The organism is Geodermatophilus chilensis (assembly GCF_002802985.1).
GTDB lineage: Bacteria > Actinomycetota > Actinomycetes > Mycobacteriales > Geodermatophilaceae > Geodermatophilus > Geodermatophilus chilensis.
On sequence record NZ_NVPT01000171.1, the window covers coordinates 1 to 10,449 of the forward strand.

Annotated in this window: 14 protein-coding genes and 4 pseudogenes; 9 read left to right on the top strand and 9 right to left on the bottom strand. The window is 72.5% G+C overall.

The genetic code is table 11. The features are described from left to right. Together CNO22_RS22195 and CNO22_RS22200 are read left to right on the top strand one after the other, a co-directional pair. Positions 1–223, top strand: a 223-nt coding sequence (locus tag CNO22_RS22195; RefSeq protein ID WP_456298008.1) for a hypothetical protein, incomplete at its 5' end; no start/stop codon positions are given. Positions 224–347: 124 nt separating this feature from the next. Then, positions 348–920, top strand: a complete 573-nt coding sequence (locus tag CNO22_RS22200; protein ID WP_100501403.1) for a DsbA family protein — start codon at positions 348–350, stop codon at positions 918–920. Positions 921–966: 46 nt separating this feature from the next. On the opposite strand, the gene CNO22_RS22205 is transcribed toward CNO22_RS22200, so the two are convergent. From CNO22_RS22205 to CNO22_RS30215, 8 genes and pseudogenes are all read right to left on the bottom strand, one after another. Further along, entirely contained in the window at positions 967–1,329 is a 363-nt protein-coding gene (locus CNO22_RS22205) for an ArsC/Spx/MgsR family protein (RefSeq protein ID WP_100501404.1), read from the bottom strand. A gap of 19 nt (positions 1,330–1,348) precedes the next feature. Next, positions 1,349–1,528, bottom strand: coding sequence for a hypothetical protein (locus tag CNO22_RS22210; RefSeq protein WP_100501406.1), 180 nt, complete (start codon positions 1,526–1,528; stop codon positions 1,349–1,351). After that, positions 1,528–2,022, bottom strand: a complete 495-nt coding sequence (locus CNO22_RS22215; RefSeq protein WP_232807254.1) for a nitroreductase/quinone reductase family protein — start codon at positions 2,020–2,022, stop codon at positions 1,528–1,530. Before CNO22_RS22215 ends, CNO22_RS22210 begins: the two co-directional genes overlap by 1 nt. Continuing rightward, positions 2,019–3,041: an SRPBCC family protein gene (locus tag CNO22_RS28525; protein WP_198588516.1), complete on the bottom strand. Its 1,023-nt coding sequence runs from the start codon at positions 3,039–3,041 to the stop codon at positions 2,019–2,021. The genes CNO22_RS22215 and CNO22_RS28525 overlap by 4 nt, the downstream gene beginning before the upstream one ends. Positions 3,042–3,063: 22 nt before the next feature. Next, complete coding sequence (gene folE, locus CNO22_RS22225; RefSeq protein ID WP_100501408.1) at positions 3,064–3,687, bottom strand: GTP cyclohydrolase I FolE; 624 nt, start codon at positions 3,685–3,687, stop codon at positions 3,064–3,066. Further along, positions 3,684–4,124 (bottom strand): DUF4383 domain-containing protein, encoded by a 441-nt coding sequence (locus tag CNO22_RS22230; RefSeq protein ID WP_232807255.1) that lies wholly within the window; start codon positions 4,122–4,124, stop codon positions 3,684–3,686. The genes folE and CNO22_RS22230 overlap by 4 nt, the downstream gene beginning before the upstream one ends. Positions 4,125–4,160: 36 nt before the next feature. After that, on the bottom strand, positions 4,161–4,841 hold the full coding sequence (locus CNO22_RS30210) for an oxidoreductase C-terminal domain-containing protein (RefSeq protein ID WP_408609707.1): 681 nt from the start codon (positions 4,839–4,841) through the stop codon (positions 4,161–4,163). A gap of 63 nt (positions 4,842–4,904) precedes the next feature. Further along, positions 4,905–5,740 (bottom strand): annotated as a pseudogene (locus CNO22_RS30215) (NAD(P)/FAD-dependent oxidoreductase); the annotation flags it as partial. 176 nt (positions 5,741–5,916) lie between these two features. Here CNO22_RS30215 and CNO22_RS28530 point away from each other — a divergent pair. Further along, positions 5,917–6,030, top strand: a pseudogene (locus tag CNO22_RS28530) (IS5/IS1182 family transposase); the annotation flags it as partial. 49 nt (positions 6,031–6,079) lie between these two features. On the opposite strand, the gene CNO22_RS22245 reads toward CNO22_RS28530, so the two are convergent. Further along, entirely contained in the window at positions 6,080–7,387 is a 1,308-nt protein-coding gene (locus CNO22_RS22245; protein ID WP_408609706.1) for an IS256 family transposase, read from the bottom strand. 77 nt (positions 7,388–7,464) lie between these two features. Between CNO22_RS22245 and CNO22_RS22255 the strand changes: the two are divergent. From CNO22_RS22255 to CNO22_RS29370, 6 genes and pseudogenes are all read left to right on the top strand, one after another. Then, positions 7,465–8,229: pseudogene (locus CNO22_RS22255) on the top strand (IS5 family transposase); the annotation flags it as partial. 131 nt (positions 8,230–8,360) lie between these two features. Beyond that, entirely contained in the window at positions 8,361–8,588 is a 228-nt protein-coding gene (locus CNO22_RS22260; RefSeq protein WP_100501413.1) for a hypothetical protein, read from the top strand. 23 nt (positions 8,589–8,611) lie between these two features. Continuing rightward, positions 8,612–9,292 carry an RNA polymerase sigma factor gene (locus CNO22_RS22265; RefSeq protein WP_198588517.1) on the top strand — a complete coding sequence of 227 codons (681 nt, stop codon included), beginning with the start codon at positions 8,612–8,614 and terminating at the stop codon, positions 9,290–9,292. Beyond that, positions 9,289–9,522 (top strand): anti-sigma factor, encoded by a 234-nt coding sequence (locus tag CNO22_RS22270; RefSeq protein WP_100501415.1) that lies wholly within the window; start codon positions 9,289–9,291, stop codon positions 9,520–9,522. Before CNO22_RS22265 ends, CNO22_RS22270 begins: the two co-directional genes overlap by 4 nt. A gap of 172 nt (positions 9,523–9,694) precedes the next feature. Beyond that, complete coding sequence (locus CNO22_RS27315) at positions 9,695–10,189, top strand: cupredoxin domain-containing protein (protein WP_157937073.1); 495 nt, start codon at positions 9,695–9,697, stop codon at positions 10,187–10,189. A 143-nt stretch (positions 10,190–10,332) separates the two neighbouring features. Continuing rightward, a pseudogene (locus CNO22_RS29370) lies at positions 10,333–10,449 on the top strand (IS5/IS1182 family transposase); the annotation flags it as partial.

Here is a 10,449-nt window from a genome sequence, read left to right on the forward strand (position 1 = left end):
GCGGGGCCACCTCGGGGTGCTCGCCGACCGGGACCGCCGGGTGCTGCTCGGCGCCTGGGCCGTCGGGCCGCAGGCCAGCGAGTGGATCCACACCGCAGCGCTCGCCGTCCGCGAGCAGATCCCGATCGACCGGCTCCTCGACCAGGTCGCCCAGTTCCCCACCTACACCGAGGGCTACCTCGAAGCCCTGCAGAAGCTGGACCTGTCAGGGCCGGGCCGCTGAGACCATGCACTCGCAGCGACCAGGAACGTGACCGAACCAAGGCCGCTGACGGGGCGGGCGCCAATCCGTCTTCCGTCTCGACCCGCCATTGCTGCTACTACTCGACAATTCCAGGAGGACGGTCATGACCGTTGACGTCTTTTTCGATTACACCTGCGGGTTCTCCAACCGTGCCCGGCACTGGCTCGACGCGCTGACTGACCCGCAGATCAGGTGGCGGCCGTTCTCTCTGTTGCAGCAGAACCACCGCGACGAGGCGGTGTTCGAGCAGGCCGGGTACGCCGACAACGTCTCGTTGATCGCGCTGGCGGTGCACGAGCAGGTCCGAGCCGACGGTGGGGACGTCGACGGCTATCGGCGACGGATGTTCACCGCCTGGCATGAGGAGCCCGGGCGGCTGACCACCGACGACATCGTCGGGTTCGGCCGGGACGCCGGGCTGCGGCGGTTCGACCGCGAGGCCGGATTCGCCGCAGTCGCTGCCGAACACGCCGCAGGCGAGAAGCTCGGCGTGTTTGGCACTCCCACGCTCAGCCTGGCCGACGGTCAAGCGATCTTTGTCAAGCTCGACGCCGTTCCGGGAACCGAGCGGGCCCGGCGGCTGTGGGAAGCGGTGCACGACCTCAGCGTCGCGGGGCCCGAGCTACGGGAGTGGCAGCGGGTCACCGCGTCCGGTGCGCCTAACCGAAGTAGATGACCGGCGATGGAGGGGGCATCAGCGGTCGGCTCCGTGGGCTGGGCGATCAGGAAGGTGTGGAAACCCGCAGTGCTTCACGCACCGCCTCCTCGGAGCGTCCCACCACGGTGGTGCCGTCGTCGGCGGTGATCAGCGGCCGCTGGATGAGCAGCGGATGGGCGGCCATGACCTCGAGCCAGCGTCGGCGGTCCCGCGGCAGCCGCACGAGGTCCAGCTCGGCGGCGAGGGGCTCCTGCATGCGGGCGACGTGCCAGGGTTCCAGGCCCAGCCGGCGCAGCACCGCGTCCAGCTCCTCGGCGGTCGGCGGGTCGTCGAGGTAGCGGCGGACGGTGTAGTGCGCTCCCGCCTCGTCGAGCAGCTCGGTGGCCGCCGCGCACTTCGAGCACGACGGGTTGATCCAGATCTCCACGGGCCTCTTCCCCCGTCGGTCAGGGCGCGGGGAGCTCGGCCGGCGCCTGCTGCGCCACGTAGCCCCCGCCGCCACCGCCACCGGGGTCTCCACAGCCGGTCAGGGCCAGGCTCAGCAGCGCGACCAGGCCGGCGAGTGCGGTCCGGAGAGGGGTCGAGCGGCGTCGAGGGCGGTCAGGGGTTGCCAGGTGCTGGGTCATCAGTTCCTCTTCCGGTCAGGGTCGGCGGACGTCTGCGGTTGCCCGGCCACTTGGTCGTCGGGCTCATCCCCTGCAAGGGTCGGCGGCTCCAGGTCGACGCGCACGGTGAGCAGGTCGGTGCCCATCAGGCGCACGACGGCGGCGTTGAACCTGCGGCCGATTCGACGCTGGCGCTCGCGTGCGTCGTCCTCGGGGAGGACGACCGCGGTTCCCGTGCGCCATCTCCTGCCGACCTTGATCCGCACCCGGGGGTCGGCTTCGAGGTTGCGCACGTAGGCGGCGCTGCGGCCGTGCTCGGTGACGATCCAGAAGGTGTCGCCGTCCAGCCCGTTCCCCACGGGGGTGCGGCGCGGCAGTCCCGACTTGCGCCCGGTGGTCTCGAGCAGGGCGTATCCGGGCGGCGCGATGCCCCGCTCGATAGCTCTGCGCATGACCGGGTTGACGACGGTGCGGGCCAGTGCCGTGGTGAGCCGCCGTTTCCGGTCGCGTATCACCCGGCCGCCTTCCGGTCCAGGAGGGGCCGCACGGACGGAGCCGGCTCGAGGATGCGGTCGAGGTTGGCGAGGGCGCGGTCGAAGGTGTGCTGCAGCCACCAGCGGCCGAGCAGCAGCAGCGTCCGATCGAGCAGGGACGCGCGCTCCGCGGCCGCCCGCAGGGTGACCCGCGACCCGCCGTCCTTCCCGACGGCGATCTCCCAGGCCACCCGCCCGGTGGTGCGCCTGCCGATGTCCGCGCGTCCGGCCAACCGCCCGGGACGGGTCGCGGTGGGCGGGCGGGCCGAGAGCACGCGGGTCCGTGCCTCCCGGCTGATGCCGAGCGGGCCCGTGAGCCGCACCCGGCCCCCGCGGGGGCCGCTGCCCTCGTCGCCGTCCAGGCCGCGCAGTTCCACGAAGCGGTCCTCCAGCAGCCAGTGGTTGCGCAGGTCGGCGAGGAACTCGAAGACCCGTTCCGGGGCCGTGCCCACGGAGCGGACCGCGACCACCTCGCCGGCGCGCCCGGCCCGCGCGGCCAGCACCGACCCGACCACGGCGCCGTAGGCGACGTGGTCGGCCAGCTGGGGGAGGACGGGCAGCCTACGGATTCGCGGCAGGCGACGCCCGACCAGGCCCAGGTCGAGTGCGGCGATGGCGGCGCCGGCCAGCCCACCGGACAGCCCCGCGGCCAGCATGGTGCGCCGGGCGGGAAGGGTCGCGGCGAGGACCAGCGCCCAGCCCAGGGACATGCCGGCGTGGACCAGCGCCGCCGCCGGCAGCAGCCGGGAGGCGCGCTGCTCGTCGCGCAGGAGCACGGTGCCGGCGGCGAGGGATGCCTCCAGGGGGTCGCCACCGATGCGCACCGCGGACAGCGTCGAGGGCAGGCCGCTGACCACCGCGGCGACCCCTCCGGCGAGCACCGCATTGGTCAGCGACCGGCCTGGCGTGCCGGTGCGGCTGCGGAACTCGGCCCTACGAACTCCATCGTCGAGCCGGTGGTCGTCCTGGTGGTGCGGAGTCGGGCGGCGCAGGCGGTTCATCGCTCTCCGATCGGTGGGCGGCTCAGCGCGGAGGCTGGTGCGCCGTGGTGAGGGACAGGAACTCCTGCCGGGTGCGTCCGTCCTCGCGGATCAGGCCGCGCAGGGCCGAGGTGGTGGTGCGGGAGCCGGTGGCGCGCACGCCGCGCAGCGACATGCAGGAGTGCTCGGCCTCCAGCACAACGCCCACCCCGCGGGGCCGCAGCGCCTTCTCCAGGCGGTCGGCCACCTGGGCGGTGAGGCGCTCCTGCACCTGCAGCGCGCGGGCGTAGGTCTCCACCACGCGGGCCAGCTTGGACAGCCCGACGATCCGCTCCCCGGGCAGGTACCCGACGTGGGCCCGGCCGGTGAAGGGCAGCAGGTGGTGCTGGCACAGCGAGGTGAACGGGATGTCCCGCGCCAGGACGAGCTCGTCGTAGCCCTCGTCGTTGGCGAAGGTCGTCATGCCGAACGGCGCCGGGCTCAGCAGTTCGGCGTAGGCGGCGGCGACCCTGCGGGGGGTGTCCTGCAGGTGGTCGGCGTCGGGGTCCTCTCCGAGCGCCACCAGCAGCTCGCGGACCGAGCGGGCCGCGGCCGGCAGGTCCACCCTGCCGCCGACCGCCGGAGCCGCAGGCCGCAACGAGGCCTGCGGCCCGGCGGGGGCCGTCATCGACGGGAGGTGGCGGGGGCGGCCGCGCTGCTCTTGCCCAGGACCAGTCCGGCGGCGAGCATGCCCAGGCCCAGAGCGAGGTGCAGCAGGTTGTCGGCGGCGTTGACCGGCACGAAGTTGGCCGGGCTGTCGTGTCCGACGAGGAAGCCGTACACGGTGAGCACCAGGTACGTCGCGCCCGCGCCGACCAGGAAGCCGCGGGCACCGGCGAAGCTGCGGGATGCGGCAATCCCGATGACGCCGAACAGCAGGTGGACGACGTTGTGCAGCACGCTGACCTGGAACAGGCCCAGCAGGTGGGCCTCGGAGTGCCGTCCGGCGAAGGACAGGTCGGAGTAGCCGCTGGTGATGCCCGGCACGAAGCCGAGGATGCCGACGAGCAGGAAGGCGGCGCCGGCGAGCAGGGCGACGAGCTGGACGGGGTGGCGGTTCTTCACGGGGATCTCCTTGATCGGGTGGGTGGGGTGGAGCGGTCAGGAGGTGCTGGTGTCGTGCCGGTCGGCCACCGGCAGGGGCCGGGGGGCGAGGTCCTTCTTCGCCGGTCCGCGCAGGACCTGGCCGGTGGGGGAGAAGCGGGCGCCGTGGCAGGGGCAGTCCCAGGCGGTGTCGGCGGAGTTCCACTCGACGAGGCAGCGGGCGTGGGTGCAGACCGGTGAGACGCCGTGCAGCCCGCCGTCGGGGTCCTTGTAGACGGCGATCTTCTCGCCGGCGACGTCGAGCACCCGGCCCTCCCCGGCGGCGAGCTCCTCCAGCGGAGTGGCTGCCGCGACGGTGAACCGGGCGCGGACGAACTGGCGCGCGTAGTTCAGTCCCTCCGCCAGGAAGCCGGTCTTCCTGGCTCCGCCGGTGGAGGCCGGTCGAGTAGCCGCCTCGGTCAGCGGCACGTCGGGGTCGGCCAGCTGGTCGGGATCGACCTGCGCCCGGGAGCGGATGAGCGCCTCGATGTCGTCGCCGACGTCCCAGACGTTGACGTTCATGCCGGCCAGCACCCGGTCGTCCTGCAGCCAGAAGGCCAGGAACTCCCCGCTGTCGGGAGCGCCGCGGATGACCACCCGGTCCCACCGGGCAGCGCGCCCGCGGTACTCCATGCCGGCGTCGTACTGGTCGGAGAAGAAGTACGGCAGCGCGTCGAGGGGGACGCCGCGGCCGAGCATGCCGCGGGCGGCGGCCCAGTGCTCGACGCGGAGATGCTCCCCGTAGAAGGGATGGCGGGCACGGGCCACGTCGCCGGCGGCGAACACCCGCGGATCGCTGGTGCGCAGCAGCTCGTTGACCACGATGCCGTCCTCGACGGTCAGGCCCGCGCGCTCGGCCAGTTCGGTGCGGGGCAGCACCCCGATGCCGACGACGACGACATCCGCCTCCAGACGCCGGCCGTCGGAGATGACCACCCGCTCGACCCGGCCGGTCCCCTCGAAGGCCTCGATGCCGGTGCCCAGCAGGAGCCGGACCCCGTGGCCGGCGTGCAGGTCGCGGTAAAGGCTCCCGACCTCTGGCCTCAGTACCCGGACCAGAGGGAGCGGAGCGGGGTCGACGACGGTCACCTCCAGGCCCTGCGAGCGGGCCGATGCGGCGATCTCCGAGCCGATCCACCCGGCACCCACGACGACGAGGCGGCCGCCGGGACGCAGCTCGCGCGCAGCGCATCGGCGTCGGCCAGGGTCCGCAGGTAGTGGACGCCGGCCAGGTCGCCGTCGGGCACCGGCAGACGCCGGGGAGTGGCACCGGTGGCCAGCAACCGGTCGAAACCGAGCCGCGTTCCGTCGTCCAGTACTACCTCGGAGCCGGTCAGGTCCAGATCGGTGACGCGTGTGCCGGTGACCAGCGTGATGTCGGAGTCGTCGTAGAAGGCGCCGTCGTGCAGGGAGACCTGCTCGCGCGGGGTCTCACCGCTGAGGTAGCCCTTCGACAGGGGCGGCCGGTTGTAGGGGAGCTCCGGCTCGTCGCCGATCAGGACGACGCGTCCCTCGAAGCCCTCGGTCCGCAGCGTCTGCGCGGCGCTGGTTCCGGCCAGGCCCGCGCCGACGATGACCATGGTGTCGCCGATCCGCATCTCTGGCCTCCTCTCGTCCGTCCGCCGGTCGGTCTCCGGCGTTCCTGCCTGCTTAGAGCTCCCGCCAGTAGGCGGCTGACCAAGATCGGCAATGTGTGGTGCGGCGTGGCGCGGACGTGAAGGCAGGCACGAGTTCAACGATCAGGAGTTCTCACGCTCTGTGATCGGAGGTCCTCGTGCCTGCCGTGCCATCTTGCCTTCTCGACCCGCTGCGCGAGCAGTTCCTCGCCCTTCTGCCGGTCCGACATGTCGAACATCCGTTGGGTTGTCACCGGCCGCGAATTCCGGATGAGAGGTTGTCCCGAGTCCCGTAGAACTTCGGCGGCGGTCCGTTGTGCGTCAGGCTGCGACGACCTCCTCATTCTGAACGGCTGGTGTGACAGTTCCGGCGATTTCGGCGTCGAGCGCGGCGCGCAGCTTCGCCAGGTGCAGGTGTCCGTTGACTCGGCGGAACTGTTTGCCGGCCTCGAGCATGCCGGCGGCACACCAGCGCAGCGCCATCTGCCCGTCGCGCCAGCGCTTGACGTTGCGGGAGTGGTCGCGGCAGATAGAGATCATCGACTCGATCGCGTTGGTGGAGCGGAACGTCCGCGCCAGGGTGGGTGGCAGGCCCAGGCGCAGCACGGTCAGCGTCTCGTTCAGGCCCTCGCGCAGGCTGGTGGCCGCACCCGGGTGGGTCTTGTCCAGCTCGCGGGCCAGCGCGGTGAGTTGGGCTTCGGCGTCGAGGACGGAGTCGGCGTGGTAGGCGGCGCGCATCCGCTTCTCCACGGTCGAGCGCAGCCGCTCGGGCAGCCGGTCGCGCACGTTGCGGATCTTGTGCAGCTGGCAGCGGCCGATCACCGGGGAGTCGAAGACGTCGAGCACCGCCCGGCGTAACGCCTTCGAGCCGTCGATGACCACCAGGGTGGGGCGGGTGACGTCCAGGCCGCGGTCCCGCAGGCCGACCAGCAGGTCGGTGACGAGGGTGGCGTTCTCGGTGGAGCCCTCCTCCAGGGCCAGCGGGTGTTTGACCCCGTCGAGGCCGACGCCGAGGGCGACCACGCAGCAGTGCTCGCCGAAGTGCACCCCGTCGATCATCAGCGCGACCAGGTCCAGGGCCGAGAGGTCGGCGGCCATCAGCTCGGCCAGCGCGGTCTCGGTCGCGGCGACGAACTTGCGCGAGACCGCGGACTTGCTGGTGGCCGTCGCCTTCTGCTCGACCTCGCTGCCGACCGGCTCCAGCCCGACCCGGTAGCGGCGGGTCGACAGCCCGGCCAGCATCCGTTCCAACGCCAGCTCGCCGAGCAACTCGGTGCCGTTGAACAGCTCGTAGGATGGCACCGGCAGCTCACCGGAGCCGTCGGCGGCGCGCACCCGGGGCCGGGTGATCGGCACCCGTCGCCCGCCAAGTGGGACGCTGCCGGCCTCGACGCCGTGCCGGTAGCCGGCCCGGTCGGGATTGTGCTTGCCTCGCGGCCCGCACAGCGCCTCCACGTCGGCGTTCATCCACGCGCCCATCACCTGCAGGCCGGTGGCCACCGCCAGCGCCAGCAGGCCCTCACGGGCCGACTCGGCGATCTCGGTCAACGCCACGGTCGCCGCTTCCAGCGGCGGCGTCACCGCCTCGCTCCTGGGCGCGGCGGCCTTCTTCTGGTAGGTCTTGCTCACGGCGGTCCCCTTCTGGCAGGTGGTGTCTTGGCGGACGCCCAACCCCTACCGCACGGCAGGAGCGAGCGGGGGACCGCCCCCTCAACTTCTACGAGCGCCGGGACAACCTCCCGGATGACGTGGTGTTCGACAAGCTGATCGAGGCGCTGGTCTACGGCGTCGGCTACGAGCGGATTGCTGACGCTGACTGCTCGGCCACTACCTTGCGCCGCCGCCGGGATGAGTGGACCCGGCTGGGGGTCTTCGACCGGCTGCGGCTGGCCTGCCTGGATGCCTACGAGCAGATGATCGGCTTGGACCTGGCCGACGTGGCCGTCGACGGATGCACCACCAAAGCACCCTGCGGCGGTGAATGCGCCGGCCGCAGCCCGGTCGACCGGGCCAAAGGCGGGATGAAACGCTCCCAGCTCACCGACGGCGCCGGCATTCCCCTGGCCACCGTCTCCGCGCCGGCCAACACCGTCGACCACGCACTCCTGACCCAGACCCTCGACGCGCTCAAGGACTTCCAGCCACTACCGGTCGGCGCCACGGTGCACCTCGACGCCGGTTACGACTACCGGCCCTGCCGGGAAGCCCTCGCCGACCGTGGGCTGCTCGCCCAGATCGCCCAGCGCGGTGTCCCAGCACCCATCCAGGTCGGCCGCCGCTGGGTCGTCGAGCGCACCAACTCCTGGCTCAACGACTTCGGCAAGCTCCGCCGCTGCACCGAACGCCGCCGCGACTGCCTCGACGCCTACCTGGCCCTGGCCGCCGCGATCGTCACCGTCCGTGCTCTACGGCGGGCCGCCTGGTACCTCTACCGCTGGGACACCAGGCCAAGATCACCACGCATCCGGTGACCTACTGGCGGGAGCTCTTAGTGACGGAGGGGAGCGAGGGTCTTACCTCGGGTTCGGGGGATTTTTCGACGACACCTGCGGATCACCGGCGCGGGGGTAAGACCGGGCCCTCGACGGAACACTCACCAGGTATGCGAACGGAAAGGGCGCACTCCGAGCGGCAGCGCGAGGACGTCGTCGAATGGCGGAGACGGCGGCTGCTCGACGCCGGGTTCCCCTCGACCCTGGCGGCGGCGCTCGCCGCGGACGTCCGGCTCGATCTGCACGCCCTGCTGCAGCTCGTGGAGCGCGGCTGCCCCCCGGCTCTGGCCGCGCGGATCCTGTCCCCTGCCGAGCACGATCGGGCAGCGCCGCGGTGATGCAGCGGGCAGGATCTGGAGTCGTGCAGAATCCGCTGACCGCCTCGGCGGTTCCCGAACCGGAGGCCGGGCTCCGCCGGGACGACTCCGAGGAGTGGCTGACCTCGCTGCGCGCCGCCGGCTCGGAGCGGGAGCTGGCGATCGGCCGGTTGCACGGGCTCCTGCTGCGAGCGGCCCGGTTCGAGACGGCCCGACGTCGACCCGCCCTGCCCGGCATCGGCGGCAAGGAGCTCGACGACCTGGCCGTGCAGGCCGTCGACGACGCGCTCATGGCCGTCCTGGCCCGGCTGGACACCTTCCGCGGCGCCAGCCGCTTCACCACCTGGGCCTACAAGTTCGCCATCTACGAGACCTCGGTCAAGCTGCGCCGACGGGCCTGGCGGGACCGCGAGGTCTCCCTCGAGCCCGAGTCCTGGGACGTCCTCCCCGACGGCGGGACCGGCCCGGACCAGGAGGTCGAGCACGCCGAGCTCCTGACCGGCGTGCGGGAAGGAATCGCCGGAGCGCTCACCCCGCACCAGCGCAACGTCCTCGTCGCCCTCGCCCTCAACGGCGTGCCCATCGACGTCCTCGCCGACCGGCTCGGCACCGCCCGCGGAGCCCTGTACAAGACCCTGCACGACGCCCGCCGGAAGCTGCGCGCCCATCTGGCCGACCGCGGCCTGGGCCCGGCACCGATTCCCACCCAGAAGGAGGCGGAATGAGCCAGCCCCAGCTCGCGCCGGTCCTGCGCCGCCTGCTCGGCCCCGGCCGCCCGGAGGTCACCTGCGAGGTGTGCTTCGACGAGCTCGACCGCTACGTCGAGCTGGAGCTCGCCGGAGCCGACGCCGAGGCCGCGGTGCCCGGCATGGCGGCGCACCTGCGGGGCTGCCCCGCCTGCGGCGAGGAGCACGAGAGCCTCACCGCCCTGCTTGCCGGAGACGGCCCGGCCTGAGCAGGCTGGACTGGGCGGGCCGGAAGATGTTCCGGCCCGCGAGGTAAGAACCCGCCCGGGTCGGACACCAAGAAGGAACAGGCCAGTGGCCTGCCGGTCGACCCGGCCGGAGCCGGGCCGTCCATCGAACCGCCGCGCCGTTCCGGCTGCCGGCCCAGCCCGAGGAGTTCCCTTGTCCGTTGCCCGCACCGCCGTCCCCGCTCCCGGTCGCCGGATCCTCCGGCCGCGGGTCGTCCTGGCCACCGGCCTGGTCGCCGCGGCGCTGACCGCCTGCTCCTCCGAGCCGGCTCCCTCGTCGAGCGGCGCGGCGTCCAGCTCCGCTGCCGCGACGACGGCGGCCGCCCCGACCGGTGGGTCGAGCGCTTCCGCGGAGTCGCAGGCGCCGTCCACCGTGCTGCAGGCCACGGAGGTCGACTTCGCCATCGAGCTGCCCGAGAAGGAGCTTCCGGCCGGGACCTACACCATCGAGGTGACCAACAAGGGGACCGCCTCGCACGACCTCGTGGTCGAGGACGCCGCCGGGACGGAGGTGGCCGCCAGCGAGCTGATCGGACCGGGCCGGTCGGGCAGCGTCGAGGTGACCCTCGAGCCAGGGGAGTACGTCTTCTACTGCTCCGTCGGCAATCACCGGGACATGGGCATGGAGGTTCCGGTCACGGTCGTCTGAGCACCCCGCGAAGCACCCTCGGACAGGGCGGATCCCGCGGCCTCTCGTCGAGCTGTGCCGGTACGACCTGCGGCGGCTGCCGGCGGACCGACACTAGGGCGTGTCTCATCGATCTTGACCGGCGGGTTCGGTAGGCCTGGCCTGTGCTCGATCGTCACGATCTGACTGATGCGGAGTGGGCTCGGCTGGAGCCGCTCGTGCCGGACCGGACGCCGCGCCGCGGCGGCCGTTGGAACGATCACCGGCAGGTGATCAACGGG